The sequence below is a fragment of the Candidatus Methanoliparum sp. LAM-1 genome (assembly GCF_020885915.1).
In the GTDB taxonomy this organism is placed as follows: domain Archaea; phylum Halobacteriota; class Methanoliparia; order Methanoliparales; family Methanoliparaceae; genus Methanoliparum; species Methanoliparum thermophilum.
The window spans coordinates 960,346-977,270 of the sequence record NZ_AP025251.1 but is presented as its reverse complement, the minus strand read 5'-3'; the positions used below and the strand labels follow the sequence as shown (position 1 = coordinate 977,270).

The 16,925-nt window shown below is 34.1% G+C and carries 19 protein-coding genes and 2 tRNA genes; 17 read left to right on the top strand and 4 right to left on the bottom strand.

What is annotated here, in order from left to right:
• Positions 1–8: 8 nt before the first annotated feature.
• Positions 9–1,019, bottom strand: coding sequence for an anthranilate phosphoribosyltransferase (gene trpD / locus LPC15_RS05355; RefSeq protein ID WP_229234342.1), 1,011 nt, complete (start codon positions 1,017–1,019; stop codon positions 9–11).
• A gap of 22 nt (positions 1,020–1,041) precedes the next feature.
• The gene (locus LPC15_RS05350; RefSeq protein ID WP_420709509.1) at positions 1,042–1,758 is read right to left on the bottom strand and encodes an indole-3-glycerol-phosphate synthase; all 717 of its coding nucleotides are present in this window, start codon (positions 1,756–1,758) and stop codon (positions 1,042–1,044) included.
• A gap of 163 nt (positions 1,759–1,921) precedes the next feature.
• On the opposite strand from LPC15_RS05350, the gene LPC15_RS05345 reads away from it, so the two are divergent.
• The 10 genes from LPC15_RS05345 (at position 1,922) to LPC15_RS05300 (ending at position 10,748) form a co-directional block, all read left to right on the top strand.
• Entirely contained in the window at positions 1,922–2,422 is a 501-nt protein-coding gene (locus tag LPC15_RS05345; protein ID WP_229234340.1) for a hypothetical protein, read from the top strand.
• Positions 2,423–2,479: 57 nt separating this feature from the next.
• Positions 2,480–3,490, top strand: coding sequence for an isocitrate/isopropylmalate dehydrogenase family protein (locus LPC15_RS05340; protein ID WP_420709508.1), 1,011 nt, complete (start codon positions 2,480–2,482; stop codon positions 3,488–3,490).
• Between the two features lies 1 nt (position 3,491).
• Positions 3,492–3,830, top strand: a complete 339-nt coding sequence (locus LPC15_RS05335) for a nascent polypeptide-associated complex protein (protein ID WP_229234338.1) — start codon at positions 3,492–3,494, stop codon at positions 3,828–3,830.
• 86 nt (positions 3,831–3,916) lie between these two features.
• Entirely contained in the window at positions 3,917–6,184 is a 2,268-nt protein-coding gene (ppsA, locus tag LPC15_RS05330) for a phosphoenolpyruvate synthase (RefSeq protein WP_229234337.1), read from the top strand.
• Positions 6,177–7,313, top strand: a complete 1,137-nt coding sequence (mfnA, locus tag LPC15_RS05325) for a tyrosine decarboxylase MfnA (protein WP_229234336.1) — start codon at positions 6,177–6,179, stop codon at positions 7,311–7,313. Before ppsA ends, mfnA begins: the two co-directional genes overlap by 8 nt.
• A 57-nt stretch (positions 7,314–7,370) precedes the next feature.
• A complete protein-coding gene (gene dph2, locus LPC15_RS05320; protein ID WP_229234335.1) occupies positions 7,371–8,369 on the top strand; it encodes a diphthamide biosynthesis enzyme Dph2 in 999 nt (332 codons plus the stop codon).
• A 9-nt stretch (positions 8,370–8,378) separates the two neighbouring features.
• Positions 8,379–8,969 (top strand): METTL5 family protein, encoded by a 591-nt coding sequence (locus LPC15_RS05315; protein ID WP_229234334.1) that lies wholly within the window; start codon positions 8,379–8,381, stop codon positions 8,967–8,969.
• A 51-nt stretch (positions 8,970–9,020) separates the two neighbouring features.
• The gene (locus LPC15_RS05310; RefSeq protein WP_229234333.1) at positions 9,021–9,593 is read left to right on the top strand and encodes an exosome complex RNA-binding protein Csl4; all 573 of its coding nucleotides are present in this window, start codon (positions 9,021–9,023) and stop codon (positions 9,591–9,593) included.
• On the top strand, positions 9,593–9,880 hold the full coding sequence (locus LPC15_RS05305; protein WP_229234332.1) for an RpoL/Rpb11 RNA polymerase subunit family protein: 288 nt from the start codon (positions 9,593–9,595) through the stop codon (positions 9,878–9,880). Before LPC15_RS05310 ends, LPC15_RS05305 begins: the two co-directional genes overlap by 1 nt.
• Positions 9,881–10,175: 295 nt before the next feature.
• Complete coding sequence (locus tag LPC15_RS05300; protein WP_229234331.1) at positions 10,176–10,748, top strand: DUF99 family protein; 573 nt, start codon at positions 10,176–10,178, stop codon at positions 10,746–10,748.
• A 16-nt stretch (positions 10,749–10,764) separates the two neighbouring features.
• Here LPC15_RS05300 and LPC15_RS05295 read toward each other — a convergent pair.
• Positions 10,765–10,836 (bottom strand) — tRNA-Arg (locus LPC15_RS05295).
• A gap of 85 nt (positions 10,837–10,921) precedes the next feature.
• Between LPC15_RS05295 and LPC15_RS05290 the strand changes: the two genes are divergently transcribed.
• Complete coding sequence (locus LPC15_RS05290) at positions 10,922–11,455, top strand: NUDIX hydrolase (RefSeq protein ID WP_229234330.1); 534 nt, start codon at positions 10,922–10,924, stop codon at positions 11,453–11,455.
• 58 nt (positions 11,456–11,513) lie between these two features.
• A complete protein-coding gene (locus LPC15_RS05285) occupies positions 11,514–12,431 on the top strand; it encodes a radical SAM protein (RefSeq protein ID WP_229234329.1) in 918 nt (305 codons plus the stop codon).
• Between the two features lie 49 nt (positions 12,432–12,480).
• Here the strand turns inward: LPC15_RS05285 and LPC15_RS05280 are convergent, their stop codons facing one another.
• Positions 12,481–13,125 carry an alpha/beta hydrolase gene (locus LPC15_RS05280; RefSeq protein WP_229234328.1) on the bottom strand — a complete coding sequence of 215 codons (645 nt, stop codon included), beginning with the start codon at positions 13,123–13,125 and terminating at the stop codon, positions 12,481–12,483.
• Positions 13,126–13,408: 283 nt separating this feature from the next.
• Here LPC15_RS05280 and LPC15_RS07065 point away from each other — a divergent pair, with 283 nt between their 5' ends.
• From LPC15_RS07065 to LPC15_RS05260, 5 genes are all read left to right on the top strand, one after another.
• Positions 13,409–13,609 carry an MTH938/NDUFAF3 family protein gene (locus tag LPC15_RS07065; protein ID WP_420709507.1) on the top strand — a complete coding sequence of 67 codons (201 nt, stop codon included), beginning with the start codon at positions 13,409–13,411 and terminating at the stop codon, positions 13,607–13,609.
• A gap of 2 nt (positions 13,610–13,611) precedes the next feature.
• Complete coding sequence (gene tmk / locus LPC15_RS05275) at positions 13,612–14,322, top strand: dTMP kinase (protein WP_229234327.1); 711 nt, start codon at positions 13,612–13,614, stop codon at positions 14,320–14,322.
• Positions 14,319–15,083 carry a dTMP kinase gene (locus LPC15_RS05270; protein WP_229234326.1) on the top strand — a complete coding sequence of 255 codons (765 nt, stop codon included), beginning with the start codon at positions 14,319–14,321 and terminating at the stop codon, positions 15,081–15,083. The genes tmk and LPC15_RS05270 overlap by 4 nt, the downstream gene beginning before the upstream one ends.
• 18 nt (positions 15,084–15,101) lie before the next feature.
• The gene (locus LPC15_RS05265; RefSeq protein ID WP_229234325.1) at positions 15,102–16,487 is read left to right on the top strand and encodes a CHAD domain-containing protein; all 1,386 of its coding nucleotides are present in this window, start codon (positions 15,102–15,104) and stop codon (positions 16,485–16,487) included.
• 127 nt (positions 16,488–16,614) lie between these two features.
• A tRNA-Glu gene (locus tag LPC15_RS05260) sits at positions 16,615–16,689 on the top strand.
• Positions 16,690–16,925: the final 236 nt, after the last annotated feature.

The following is a 16,925-nucleotide window of genomic DNA, read 5'->3' as shown; positions in this document are numbered from 1 at the left end:
AACTATCTTCAATTCTGACTCTGTTTTAATTCCACAAATTTTGATGAATACGATCTTATCTCCTCCAATCTTTCACTGATCTTTCCATCATCAATACTATTTTCTACCATCTCCTTTGCATCTACAAAATTTTTTGCCTTTTTAGAAGAATATAATGCAAAAGAAGAGTTCAGAACTATAAAATCTCGTATAGAACCTTTTTTACCATAAAATACGTCTAATATTTTCTTTGAACTGGTTTTTTTATCACATATAAGTAATTCTTTCAGATCACACCTTTTAAACCCTATCTCTTCCGGCTCCACGCTATAAGATTCTATCTTTTTATCATTGACCTCATATACAAGCGTTGGTCCATGTAATGCGACCTCATCAATACCACTACCATGTACAACCAATGCTCTCTTTATACCGACCATGGATAACGCTTCTGCGATAGTTTTGCATAATCTTGGGTTATATACTCCGATTATTTGATACTCAGGTATTGCTGGATTTATAAGCGGACCTAAAATATTAAACACCGTCTCTATGCTAAGACTTCTTCGGATTGGCATTACCCTTGCCATAATTGGATTAAATGCTGGTGCTAATAAAAAAGCAAAATTAACTTTTTCAAGCATCTCTTTAGCTTTTAATGGATCTGACGAAAAAGATATCCCTAATTCCTCTATAACATCTGCACTACCACAAATTGATGTAATAGAACGGTTTCCATGCTTTGCTACAGGGATAAATAGGGAAGAAATAATTGCAGATGCAGTACTGGCATTTACTGTTCCTACGCCATCGCCGCCTGTTCCACATGTATCCATCTTTTCTTTATGTACATCCACCCTAACCGATTTATCTCTTATAGCGGAGATAAACCCGGCAAGCTCTGTCGATGTGAAACCCTTTGTTTGTAATGCTGTTAGATAGGCAGAGACTCTAACATCATTATCTCTTTCTATCATATTAATCAGTTCATAAGATTCATCAAAACTAAGATCAGTCTTCATAATTAATTTTTTAAGCATAATAATACCACTAAAATGATTATTAAGATATAAAAGCCTTATTTCTCCCATAAAATACAAAAGATTTGACAAATTGCTCCGTATTCTCTGATTCCATGAATGATGTTCCTATAAGGACCGAGTCAGCAATTTTAAGTGCTCTTTTTAAATCTTCAACGTTTTTTATTCCGCTCTCGCTTACTATAAGGTAGTCTTTGTTTTTAAAGATAAAATCTTTTTTTAAATAATCTACAATATTTTCACTTACAGATACATCTCCATCATCAGTCTCCATCTTTAAAATATCTCTATTGTTTATTCCTATCATTTTTAGATTTGTATCTCTTAAATAATGTACATCATCGATGTTATGGATCTCAACAAGTGGTTCTAACCCATTATCTAACGAATAATCTATGAATTCTCCTATTTTTTCTTTTAAGATTCCAGTTATAAGGAGAATGGCAGATGCACCAAGATTTGCAGTTAATTCGATCTCTTTTTTATCTGTAATGAAATCTTTCCGTAAAACAGGCAGATTAGAATACTTACAAATCTTTCTTAATATCTCAATATTCCCTCCAAAAATATTTTTCTCGGTTATATAAGAGATTCCTACTACGCCCGCTCTTTCATATTCTAAGAGAATATCGATAGGATCTCTCTTACGTAATAAATCTCCCTTGGTAGGAGACTTAACTTTTATTTCAGCTATTATTGGATTTTTAAACCTTGATGCTTCTTTGATACATTCAAACATATTTTTAGTGCTTGTTCCCATAATATATGGATATATACAATATTAGTATATAAACTTTTTTAAAAAACTTAAATATCTTTTTTTAATGGTTATACTTTATAAATTAGAATAAAAGATCGTCTTGAGATTAAAAATTTAAATATGCGAATACTATTTATACAACGTGTGGGAAAAAATAAAGAGAAAATTTGATCGTTTTCCATCTCAGTTAAAGGTTGCAAAAACGTTTTTAAAGTTGGGAATATCCGTCAAAGGTGGGAAAGCTTTCTGTGGTAATATAGAGCTCGTCCCGACTAAGATTGCGCGTGCATTGGATGTGGATAGAAACGTAGTAGTCTTAGCCATTGAGAATATAGAGAAGGATGAGGAACTTAAAACCGTATATGGATCAATAAAGCCCGTGGCAGAGATCAGCGAGGTTTCTAAAATATTTGGTTATCCTGTACTGGAGGTCTTTGCAGACAGCATGGAGGCAGGGATTGTCGCTAATATTACCGGTATTATAGCACGCAACAACATCTCTATAAGATACATACTGGCAGAAGATCCTGATATTAGTGTGATATCTAAGCTAACATTGGTAACCAATGAAAAAATTCCTGGTGCTTTGGTAGACGAGTTTCTCACCGTAAAAGGTGTAAAAAAGATTGTAGTATCTACATAAATAGGCTGAGGTTAAACAAAATGTTTAAATTAAAAAGTAATCTAACTTGATTTTTAGATTATGAAAAGAGTAGCATTGATAAAAGGTGATGGAGTAGGGCCAGAGCTCGTTTCTTCTTTATTAAAAGTTTTAGATGTTATAAAACCGGATATAGAGTTCATTGAATGTAATGCCGGTGCCGAATGGTGGAAAAAGAACAAAGCGGACTCTTTAATTCCTGAAGAGACCTGGGATATTTTAGATAGTTCTGATGCATGTTTTAAGGGTCCAACAACAACGCCAGGCGGTGAAGGAACCCCTAAAAGCGTTGCCGTATCAATCAGACAGAAATACAACCTATATGCAAATGTCAGGCCTATAGAGACTATTACAGGTATAGAGCTATGTTGTGTTAGAGAGGCTACAGAAGGGTTTTATTTTGGTGGTGAGATGGAGATTACTGATAATGTCTTTATCTCAATTAGAAAAATAACGAGAGAATCATGCAGAAAGATCGCAAGATACGCATTTGAAGAGGCACGCCGTAGGAATTATAAAAATGTAGTAGCAATACATAAAAGCAACATTCTTAAAAAAACATGCGGTACATTTTTAGAAGAGGTACAAAATGTAAAAAAGAATTATCCAGATATAGATCTATCGGATTACCATATAGACGACATGGCACAACAGATAATTAAAAATATTCAACGATTCGATAAGAGTATTCTACTATCTACCAACCTTTTTATGGATATAATAAGCGAAGAATGTTCTGGTCTGGCTGGAAGTATCGGACTGATTCCTTCTGCTAACATAGGAGATAATTATGCAATGTTTGAGCCCGCACATGGATCTTCACCTAAATATAAAGGATTAAATAAAGTAAATCCAACAGCCACTATTCTTGCCGGTGCATGGATGTTAGAATACTTGGGCGATAAAGATAATGCAGAAAAAATAAGATTGGCTACAAAGGATACGATAAGAGAGAAGAAACATGTAACTTACGATCTTGGTGGAAGTTCAAAGATGAGCGAGATGACTGATGAGATAATAAGAAATCTAAAAAAGTATATGGAGGTATAAAATGTTTCCAAAAGGGATGAATCCAAAAAAACTTAAACAAATGATGAAACAAATGGGAATAAACGTAGAGGTTATAAATGACGTAAAAGAGGTTAAAATAGTTACAAAAGATAAAGAGCTGATATTTAAAGACGCTGAAGTAACTATTATGGATGTAAAAGGCTCAAAAACATACCAGATTACTGGAATACCCGAAGAAAAAGAGATAAGCAGTATTAAAAGGGAGGATATAGATCTTGTTATGGAGAAAGCAGGTGTAACAGAGGAAGATGCTAAGAAAGCATTGGAAGAGACGGATGGAGATATAGCCGCGGCTATAATGAAATTAATGGATAATTAATTATATTGATACTGATCTATACAAAATGCCAAACTTAAAATATAAGTTATAGATTTTAGTGTTGGAATAAAAGAAGGGATGATAATTTGGACACCGTCTGGATAAAAGATGTAGGAAAAAAAGATATAGGGATTGCTGGTGGGAAAGGCGCTAATCTTGGTGAGATGATAAATAAGGGGTTACCTGTCCCGCCAGGATTTATTATCACGGCAAAAGCGTTTAGAAATTTTTTAAAGGAGAGCGGTATAGAGAAAAAACTGTTTGATATATTGATGATAGACATAGATGACGATGCTCAATTAAAAGATGCCGAAAAAAAGGCGAAACAGCTAATTTTCAATACGAAAATACCTGAAAATATTAAAAAAGAGATCTTAGATAAGTATAGGACTCTATGTAATGAAGAGGGAGGAGAAGTCTTTGTTGCAGTAAGATCAAGTGCCACAGCAGAAGATTTACCCGATGCAAGTTTTGCTGGACAACAAGATACCTTTTTGAATATCAAAGGAGAAGAGCAACTGATAGATGCGGTAAAAAAATGTTGGGCATCGTTATACGGTGCAAGGGCAATATTTTACCGTGTAAAGAAGAATTTTGATCATGAAAAGGTAAACATTGCAGTAGTAGTACAGAAGATGGTTAATGCAGAGAAAGCAGGTGTAATGTTTACATCCCATCCGTCTAGCGGAGAAAATGTTGCTATAATAGAGTCTATATGGGGTCTGGGTGAGGCGGTAGTATCTGGAATGGTATCTCCCGACAATTTTGTAATTGATAAAGAGACATATAGAATAATAGATAAAAAGATAAGCGAAAAAACAAAGATGTGTATCAAAGATCCTAAAACAGGAGATACCATCTATATAGATGTCCCACAAGATAAGAGAAACGCCGAATCTTTGACAGATGATGAGATCAAAGAACTGGTAAACCTAGGAAATAAAATAGAAAGGATATATAGATTCCCACAAGATGTAGAATGGGCTATCGAGAATGGGAAGATATTTATCCTCCAATCAAGGGCTATAACCACGATAAATAATAATAACATAGTAAAAGAAGGAATCAGTAAAGAACCTATCCTTATAGGAACGGGTGCATCTCCAGGTATAGTCTCTGGTAGAGTAGTGATAATAAACAGCATTAAAGATCTGAACAAAGTGGAAAAAGGGGACATTATGGTTGCAAAGATGACTTCGCCTGATATGGTTCCAGCAATGGAAAGAGCCTCAGGCATAGTAACGGATGAGGGGGGTATGACATGCCACGCTGCGATAGTATCGCGAGAACTTGGTACTCCGTGTATAGTTGGTTCAAAAAAAGCCACTAAAGTTTTGAAGAATGGAGATACCATAACTATAGATGGAGCAAAAGGTACGATATATAAAGGAAGGATCGATACAAAGACGGAGACTAAGGAAGAGGTCGTTATAAAAAATAAACCGATAATTACTGCTACAGAGGTAAAAGTAAATATATCTATACCTTCAGCGGCTGAGAGGGCTGCTAAAACTGGTGCAGATGGTGTAGGTCTCCTAAGGATAGAACATATGGTTCTTACGCTTCCAATGCATCCACAGAAGTATATAGATGAAGGAAGATCGGAAGAGTATGTAGATGAGCTTGTTAAAGGCATAAAAACGGTTGCAGATGCATTTTATCCGAAACCGGTATGGGTTAGAACCATAGATGCGCCAACGGATGAGTTTAGAGCGATGCCTGGTGGGGAAGGAGAGCCTATAGAGGCAAACCCGATGCTCGGCTGGAGAGGTATCAGAAGAGATCTGACTATAAAAGAGCATTTCAGGTTGGAGATGAGGGCATTCAAGAAACTCTTTAATATGGGATATGATAACGTGGGGATAATGTTGCCGTTGATTCAACATCCTTATGAGATCAGAGAGGCAAAGCAGATGATGATCGATGAAGGGATAGATCTTAACAAGGTAGAGTGGGGCATAATGGTCGAGACACCAGCAGCTGCGATACTAATAGAGGATATCATCAAAGAAGGAATAGACTACATATCCTTTGGTACAAACGATCTTATACAGTATACGCTAGCCATCGATAGAAACAACGAGAACGTATCATACATGTATGACGAGGAGCATCCTGCTGTGTTAAAACTGATCAAATATGTTATAGATAAGTGTAACGAGGCAGGAGTAAAGACTTCCGTATGTGGCCAGGCAGGGTCTAACCCGAAGATAGTAGAAAAACTCGTCGAGTACGGTATAAAAAGCGTCTCTTCAAACATAGATGGAGTTGCAGATGTACGAGAGGCAGTTGCACGAAAAGAGAGACAAATAATACTGGAATCGGCATTAAAATCTATAAAAAAAGATGGATAATATAACTAAAGAAGAGGATATATTAAATCTTGTTAGAGAGGCGAAATCGGAAGATATACCATATGAAAGAGTCTTTAGTTCAATGTGTACCTATCCTCATCCTATAGCTGTAAAAGCACATAACTTATTCTTGAGCTCTAATGCAGGGGATCCAGGTATATTCAAAGGTACTAATAAGCTGGAAAAGAAGGTTATCTCTATGATCGGAGATTTGTTGCATAAAAGAGATGCGTGTGGATATATTAGTACTGGCGGTACAGAATCAAATATACAAGCGATAAGAATGGCACGAAATCTTAAACAAAGAAAAAAACCAAACTTTATAGTCTCTGAGATGGGACACTTTTCTTTTGAAAAGACCGCCGATATTCTTGGAATCAAACTAAAAAAAGCAGAGGTAAGAGACGATTTGACGATAGATCCTGATTCTGTAGAGAGACTTATAGATGATGACACCATAGCAATAGTGGGCATTGCAGGAACAACCGAGTTTGGACAGATAGATCCTATAGAAGAATTATCAAAGATTGCTTTAGAAAACGATATCTTCTTACATATAGATGGGGCCTTTGGTGGTTTTGTTATACCGTTTTTGGATGAAAAGTATATGTTCGACTTTGAACTTGATGGGGTATCGTCTATATCAGTCGATCCGCACAAGATGGGAATGAGTGTTATTCCATCTGGTGCCTTATTGACAAGAGATAAAAAATATTTAAAACGTTTGGAAATATCTACTCCTTATTTATCATCTAAATCTCAATTTACTCTTACAGGAACCAGAAGTGGTGCATCCATCGCGGCTACTTATGCGGTATTGATGTATCTTGGCTGGGATGGGTTCAAGAGTATTGTCAAGAGCTGTCTTCGTATGACTAATATTATCGTCGAAGGCATGAGAGATTTAGATATCAACCCTGTAATAGACCCAAAGATGAATGTTCTGGCTTTAAACGTACCAAAACTATGTAAAGTTTTTAATACGTTGTGGAAAAAAGGATGGTGTGTATCTAAAACCAGAAAGCCAAAGGCATTACGGTTGGTGATCATGCCTCACATCACCGAAGATATAATCGATGATTTTTTAAAAGATTTTAAGAGAGCATTAAGAGATAATTTAATAAGATAATTGATGTTGCAAATCGAAGATTTGCGGCTCACAAATTAAAATTTGTGATGTTTAAAGATGGATGATACATACGTAGTAGATCTGGAAGAGCTTTTTGCCTTGATCGATAGAAAAAAAGCAAAGATAGTAGGATTACAGTTCCCAGACGGTTTGGTACGTTTTTTTCAAGATATTAAGGAAAAATTGGAGGATAAAAGGGATATTTTAGTCTTATTATCTGGTAATTCCTCTTTTGGTAGTTGTGATATAGACTTTAATCTTTTAAATATTGTAGATCTTCTATTTCATTTCGGTCATACGAGTATGTTCAAGATTGATAAGGTGGAGTATATACCTGTTAAGATTAAATTGAGAGAGGATATTTTGGAAGATCTATTGAAAAAATCGCTTTCTTACATAATCTCAAATAAGATATCTCTGGTAACCACTCCTCAATATAAAAACTATCTACTTAATATTAGAGATTTTTATGAAGAAAACGGCATAACATGCTCGATTAATGAAGGAGATAATCGGGTTAAAGATAGAGGTATAGTCTTGGGATGCAATTTTTCAGCCGCAAAAGGGGCTGGAAAAGAAGTAATCTTTTTAGGAGACGGAAGTTTTCATCCGATCGGTATAAAGATTGCAACTCAGAAGAGAGTGATTAGGATAGACCCTTTGATGCAAGATATAGAAGAGATAAGAGTGGAAAAGTTGTTAAAACAGAGATATGCCCTCATATCTAAATCGATAGGATTTAAATCAGCAGGAATACTTGTAAGTAATAAAATAGGTCAAAATAGATTTAATTTGGCACAAAGATTGTATAAAGAGACGATAAATAGAGGATACAAAGCGTATCTTATATGCATGAATTTAATACGCCCTGAATCAATTGGATTAAAAGTAGATATTCTTGTAAATACAGCATGTCCTAGAATTGCAATAGATGATTATATTTCGTTTGGTAAACCAATCTTGACTCCAATAGAGTTTAACATGATACTACAAGATAAAATTATAGAATATCAAATGGATGAGATAAGGGAAGAGGATATTTATCCAACATTTTAAATTTTTAAAATGAAAAAGAAAAGATTGGAGATTTTTTTAGAAGGATTAGAAAAGTTTTCTCATCCTAAAGCATATTTAGAGCAATATAGCACTCCTGCTAATATAGCTGCAGAACTTTTGGTTTATGCCAAATTAAAAGGGGATTTAAGCGGGTCTGTATGTGATCTCGGATGTGGAACAGGTATCTTTGCCATCGGTGCCAAAATTTTAGGTGCAGAGAAGGTATATGCCATCGATGTCGATGAGAATGCATTGGAGATCGCACGGAGAAATGCAGACAAGTATGATTGTGGGATAGATTTTATCCGTATGGATATAGCTGATATTGATAAGAACGATCTACAAGTAGATACCGTGTTGATGAACCCGCCATTTAAATCCCATAAAGATATAAAATTCTTAAATAAGTCATTAGAATTGGCCGATGTTGTATATTCGATGCATAACGGAGTTACAGAAGAATTTATAAACAATTATGTAGTAGATATATGTAATGGTTTTGAGATGCGAAAGATAAGATTTCCAATAAAAAGAACGTTTGAGTTTCATAGGAAAAATGTTAAAGAGATAGATGTTAATATATACAGGTTTCAGCGTTGAAACTCAGTTTTAAACTTTAATACCGGATTATAATTTTTACGAGGTGATTATATGGAGAAGAAGATAGAAATTGAGGAAAAAATCGTACTTCCAGGCGATTTTATATGTACCACTGAAGAATATGTACCTGGAAGCAATACTTATAACAATGAGGGAAGTATCTGTTCTTCCATTATTGGTATTGTAAAATTAGATGATAAACTACACAAGATAGATGTACTACCACTGGTTATGGTTCCACCTGAAATAAAACAAGACTCTATTGTTCTTGGTAAGATTATTCTTCTAAAAAATTCGTTTGCAGTCTTAAACATAGAGAGAGTTAAAGGATACGAGAATAGATCTGCAAACGTGGAAGGAACTATACATATATCGAATATACAACATACATACATAAAGACGATAGACAAAGCGTTTAATGTCGGTGATATTGTGAAAGCAAAGGTAATAAGCAACAATCCAATACGATTAACAACTCAAGACAAGAATCTGGGTGTTATAAAGGCATTCTGTCCTGTTTGTGGAGAGACTTTGGAGAAGAAGGAAAAAGGGTTAAAATGTTCCAGATGTAATACAAGATATCAACGAAAAATATCCGAAGATTATGGATGGGGGATGTTTTAGTGGAATTAAAAGTATTTGATCGAACAGAAAAGGAATTAAAGGTAGAAATTAGGGGAGAAGATGATACTTTGCTGAACCTTTTACAAGATGCATTATTGAAAGATAAACGTGTTTTAGGGACGGTATATAATATAAGATTCCCATATTCAAGCAATCCCATCCTTTATTTAAGGACAGATGGAACTGATCCGGTAAAGGTTTTGTTAGATACATGTAACAATCTGTTAGATGAGTTATCCGAATTTAAATCCTCTTTTAACAGATCTTTCTCTAGCAATGATGATTGAAAACCTCGATTTGCAACATCATAAAGCTGGACTATGTTTTATCATTACGTTTCGTAAAATCTGTTTTCAAAGGGAGGTGCAGGAACCGTAGGTTCTGCATGAAAACAAATGTTCTTCACTCTTGTTCGGCACAAGGCTGGACTGTGTATCCAGAAACAGAAATCACCAGGAGGTGCAGGAACCGTAGGTTCTGCATGAAAACAAATGTTCTTCACTCTTGTACAGCACAAGGCTGGACTGTGTATCCAGAAACAGAAATCACCAGGAGGTGCAGGAACCGTAGGTTCTGCATACAATGAGATTTAAAGAGAACATACGGGTTATTGGCATAGATGATGCATTTCTTGATGATAGATACTCTATATTGATAGGCATCATAATGAGAGGCAGATATGTTTTAGAGGGAGTTTTATCATCAAAGATACATATCGATGGACTCGATGCTAATGAGAAAATAAGAGAGATGATAATCGGCTCGACTCATCTAAAACAGATAAAAGTGATTATGCTGGATGGAATAACCGTCGGTGGATTCAACCTTGTAGATATAAAGTTATTGTACGATGAGACGAATATTCCAGTAATAGCAGTAATAAAAAGACAACCCGATTTTGATAAGATATACAGTGCATTGGAAAATTTAGCAGATAAAGATAAAAGAATGGCAATAATAAAAAACTGTGGTGATATAAACTCTTTTTTGTATAAAGGTAATAAGATACTATATCAAATGTCAGGATTCGATAAAAAAGAGGATTGTGAGTTTCTTATAAAAAAATTTTCCGTTAATTCGATTATTCCTGAGCCTATACGGATAGCCCATTTGGTGGCATCAGGAATAACAAAAGGGCGAAATAGAAGAGACTAACATATAGATAATGCAACGGGCTTGCCGGGAATCGAACCCGGATCATTGGGTCCGAAGCCCAATAGGATATCCGTTACCACACAAGCCCAATTGATAGGATTGATCGGTTGTATTATTTTTATATCTATATACATAAACCATAAATATTAATAAATACTACTATTTAAAGAAAGATGTACAGATTAAGAGAGATTCTTGCACATAGAGAGAGAGATTTAATATTGGATAATAATTTAAAACAATCCGCTGTTTTAGTGCCTCTTTTTAAAAAGGATCATGATTATAATATACTTTTTATTAAGAGAGCCGAAAATCTAACTTATCATAAAGGAGAAGTATCTTTTCCAGGTGGAGCGAGAGAAAATAACGAAGATTTGAAAGATACTGCTTTAAGGGAAAGTTACGAAGAGATCGGGCTAAAACCGAAAGATGTCGATGTATTGGGTGTATTGGATGATATAAAGACGATATCATCTTCGTTTATAGTCACTTCCTTTGTCGGAATTATTCCGTATCCATACAATTTCTTGATCAATAAAAAAGAGGTGCAACGAATTATCAGTGTGCCTCTATCCTTCTTCATAGATAATTCAGATACTGTTGTATGGAATTATAAGGGGGATACTATATGGGGTGGCACTGCATTCATACTAAAAAACTTTTTATCTATTTTAGAGGAGTATAAAATCGAGATAGAAGAGTTTTAATCTTTGTAGTCTGATCTTTTGTTTATAAATATTATGATAAAATTCGTTAGTGAAAAAGATGGTTGCTTATAGATATAGGTACCTTGAATTATATGAGGATGGTAGGATAGATCGGATAATAGAAAGGCTTTATAGATTATTAGAGAGTTGTAGGTTATGCCCCAGAGAGTGTAAAATTAATAGATTAGAAGATAAAAAAGGATTTTGTAGATCCGGTAAAGATCTTATAATCTCAAGTTATGGACCTCATTTTGGAGAAGAGAGACCTTTGGTAGGATTTAGTGGTTCCGGAACTATTTTTTTGACGAATTGTAATTTACGTTGTGTTTATTGTCAGAATTATGAGATAAGTCATCTCGGAATTGGCAAAAAAGTAAAGATAGAAGATATGGCAGAAATTATGATAAAACTACAAAATATGGGATGCCATAACATAAATTTTGTCACTCCTACCCATTTTCTTCCTCAAATAGTAAAATCTGTTAGACATGCTATAAAAAAGGGACTAAATATTCCACTTATTTATAATTCGAGTGGATACGAGAAAGTAGAGACTATAAAGTTGCTTGATGGAGTATTCGACATATATATGCCCGATATAAAGTATGGTTCTAACGATGTAGCAAAAAAATATTCCAATGCACCAGATTATTTTGAAAAGTGTACGGATGCGGTACGAGAGATGCACCGCCAAGTTGGGGATTTAAAGATTGAGAATGGGATTGCATATAAAGGACTCTTGGTCAGACATTTAGTCCTTCCAAATGATATAGCAGGCAGTGATAAAGTTTTAAAATTTGTTAAATCCTTATCGGATAATACATTCATCAATATAATGGATCAATATAGACCATATGGAGATATTTTCGAATATAACGAATTGAAAAGGCGGATTACTAAGAAAGAATTCTATGAGGTGTTAGATTTAGCTAAAAAATACGGTTTAAAACGTGTTTATCCAATTAACTACAGTTAATAAAAGATAAGAATTCCAACTTTATAACATAGTATCTCGATACAAATCATTACAAGTACCGTTTAAACCACTCGAAACTTAGATTGATCGCCTCTTCCCGGTTCACTGGGTTTAAAAATCTGTGGTCAGCACCTTTGATGATTTTTAGCTCTTTAGGTTGATTTGCATGATTGTAAAGTTGTATAGCATGCTCTAAAGGAACGATTTCATCCTTATCGCCGTGGATTATCAAGATAGGTGATTTAATCCTCTTTATTATATCTCTTGCATCTATATTAATAGGTAAAGTCTCATCGTCTATGATATACGGAGCAGACCACGTTACTACCGCGCTAATATTCTCTTTATCAGTCGCTATGATCGATAAATAACCACCCATACTACTCCCTAATAACCCTATTTTATCAACATAAGGGTTTTTCTTCATAAGATCGATCGCAGCCATAAGATCATATATCCTATTTGGCAGGTTTTTGATCGGATCTCCTTCGCTCTCGCCGCATCCACTAAAATCAAACCTAAAGACAGAAAAATCGTTAGTAAATCTCTCTGCTATTTGGAGATATTTATCACTATCTTTATAACTTTCGAGTCCATGGCATGTAATAACCAACGGTGCCTTCTCTTTATTTTTTACCTGGTGGAATACACCAACCAATCGTCTCTTCTGACTGAAAAATTCGATTCGTCTCATAGATAACACAACTTGGTATAAGAGATCATTTATCTAATTATCCCTATAAATATTTATCTAAGCATTATAAAAAATAAAACAAAAAATTTTTATATAATACTTATTTTCTATATATTAGATGAAAATCAAAGCCGCCCATTTTGGTTCTATAATTATAGACGGAGTAGAATATAAAAAAAGACATTATATTAGATCGAGGTAAGATTTTAAAAAGAGATAAAAAAGATCGAAGAAGTATAAAGACGAATTTGATGGGCATACCCCTTTAACTAAAAAAGAAAATATACCATGGGATTGTAAAATTCTTGTAATAGGTACTGGTTATTATGGTTCTCTCCCAGTATCAGATGATTTTAAGCAAGAGGCGGAGAAACGTGGTGTAGAATTAAAGGTTTTAAAAACTCCAGAAGCGGTTGATTTTTTGAATGAAATTAATAAAGAAGATCTTAAAGAGATAAACACTATACTACATTTGACGTGTTGATCATGAGAGATAATACTGAGATTAATGGCAGGTTGATAGTGGTAGAAGGGCTTGATGGATCTGGTAAATCCACTCAAGTCTCTTTATTAAGAAAGTGGTTGGAATCACAGGATGTAAAGGTATCTTTTACCGTTTGGAACAGTTCTGAATTGGTCAAGAAGGCGATACGAAGAGGTAAGAAAAAAGAGATTTTTACACCTACCACGTTTAGTTTGTTACATTGTACCGATTTTGCGGATAGGTACGAACAAATGATACTTCCTCAATTAAAAGCAGGATATATCGTTCTTGCTGATAGATATGTATATACAGCATTTGCACGAGACGTTGTGCGAGGTTGTGATAGAGAATGGGTAAGAAAAATATATAATTTTGCAATAGAACCTCATATCTCATTCTTCTTTAGATTACCTCTAGAAGTTGCGCTTGGAAGAGTTTTGATCGGTAGAAGCATGATTAAATTTTATGAGGCTGGAATGGATATGGGATTTTCCGTAGATTCCAAAGAGAGTTTCAAGATATTTCAAGATAAGATATCGAAAGAGTATGAAAGAATTATCAAAGAGTTTAATTTTGAAGTGATAGATGCTACCCGTCCTATAAAAGAACAACAAGACAAGATAAGAGAGATAGTATCTAAAAAGATAGACCTTTATGATTTTAAATATAAAAATTTGAATATTGTAAAATTTGATAGAAGAGGCATATTATGAGATTTTATGGCAACGGTATCCCTTATCTAAAAGATGATAAGATATATAATGATGGCAAATTAATCGTGATAGAAGGGGCAGATGGCTCAGGCAGATCTACCCAGATAGGTTTTCTGATTTATTGGTTAGGGATAAACGGATATGCAACGGCAAATGTAGGATTAAGACGATCTAATCTGGTAAGCAATGAGCTTTCAAAAGCTAAAGAGGGGAATACCCTTGGGAGATTAACATACGAGTTATTTTACGCTACAGATTTTGCAGATCAGCTTGAGAATGTAATAATTCCAAATCTAAAAGCTGGTGCCATCGTGCTTGCAGATCGATATATATTTACGTTAATTGCAAGAGGGGTTGTGAGGGGATTAGAGCGAGAATGGTTGGAGGAGGTATATAGTATAGCCTTGATACCAGACCTTATTTTCTATCTGGATGTTGATCCGCAGCTATTGGTAGAACGAAATTTTGAGGAAAAAGGAAGGTTGGATTATTGGGAATCTGGGTTGGATATAGGGTTATCGGATAATATATTCGACAGTTTTATGGTATATCAGGAAAAAATACGCAACGAATTCCATTTTATGGCAGAAAAGTATGGTTTCATAAAGGTTAATGGAAATAGATCCGTAGAAGATGTACAAAAGGATTTAAGAAACAAAATAGTGCATTTTTTGCAAATAAATGATAAAAATAACAATACAAACAAAAAATCGTTTAGTTTTAAAAATATTTTCAAAAAAATAGATTTTATTCAGAAATAATGGAGAGTAGTTGTAATTATGAGTTATATTATCAAACAGATGTTTAAAGATAGAGTAGATCTCTTTTTTAAGAGATTAGAGGAGACAAAAAAAGAAATAACAGCCGACTCACTTCATAATTTAAGAGTAATTACAAGAAGATTGAATGCGGTATTAACTCTTGTAAGTTCGCTATCCAACAAAAAAATAAAGATTAAAGATCTCAAAATACTGATGAGGTCGACAAGCGATCTTAGAGATTTTCATGTCCAGCTTCAACTGCTAAATAGAATTAGAGACGACGAGAGTTATGATTTCATAAAAATCTGTGAAGAGATTATTAATAGAAAGATAGGAAGACAAGAGATGATAGTCTTTCAAGAGATTAGAGACTTTCCTATATCAAAGATCAAAAAAAAGTTAAAAGATGTAACTGTTCCAAAAGATAATAAAGATATGGTCTTAAATATCTTAGCAGAACTATTTGAAGATTTTTACTCGTATAAAGATGATGCGATCAACGGTGATGATTTCTTTTTACATAAGATGAGAATAGCCTTAAAAAGGCTCAGATATACTGCAGAGATTATAGATCCTTTGTTTCCATTTATCAACAAAGATATACTCGGTAAAATGCATCAATTACAGCAATTGATGGGAGATATCCATGATATTAACGTTTTGAATAATTTTATGGAGCAGATAAACATACCATCAGAATTAGATAAGTATAGAGAGAAGTGTATAGATAAGCTTCTCTCAAAAAAGGATGAGCTTTTTAACATATTTTTTGAGAGTGTTGGCGATATAATAGAATTTGGTAAGCTTTTCAGTGTAAAGTTATTTGAAAAAGAGATTTTTCACGAGAAGTTTTACAAACTGGTTGATAATCTAGATAATAAAAATAAAATAGTAGAATCATTACGGTATGCCGAGTGTGTACATATAGCGCATCCGTTGAGAACTTCTCTAATAATATCTAATGAATTAGCCATAAAAAATGAGGATCTCATAATTGCAGCATTGTTACATGATACACTTGAACAGAAAGGAACTATTGCCGCTATGGACGAGATAATGGATAAATTTGGTAAACAAGTTGCAGATCTTGTATGGAGCGTTACACGAGAGACGACGGATGATAGGGAGAGCTATATAGAAAAAATAAAGATGATCGGGAAGGATGCAATAATATTAAAACTTTCAGATCGGCTTGACTCGACGAGATATATAGACTCGAAAAGTAACGGAAATAGGAGAAAATATTGGAAGATTACTATTGAGGACTTTTTACCATTGGGTAAGACTTTAGATAAGGATCTCTTCTATTTCTTTTATAATGAGTATAAAAAATTGTGGGATAACTCTTCCAAAGATATAAAAGAAGGTTTGGTGTTTCCAAATATAGAATTATTTTGTACATAAATTTTTACGCACTTTTTAAACAGAGTATATACAAAGATACAAAGCAAAACATACAAAAAGTTTTAAATATGGTAACGGATTTAATCAATGGATACTAATAGTATATCCCTGGATAGATCATGATTAAGCTCCGGTAGTGTAGCTCGGCCAATCATGTAGGGCTCTCAATCCTACGACACGGGTTCAAATCCCGTCCGGAGCATCCAACGTTAAAATTTAAAATCGACATAGTTTAAATAAATGCTTTATTATATTAGATATCTGGTTTAGTGTAGCAGGTATCGTTGGCAACAAAATCCCTCCTTTTTCTGTTATTCACTCTTTATATTTAAAGTTTGTTTATTGGATTGGAAGATTACTATTGAGGACTTTTTACCATTGGGTAAGACTTTAGATAAGGATCTCTTCTATTTATTTTATAATGAGTATAAAAAATTG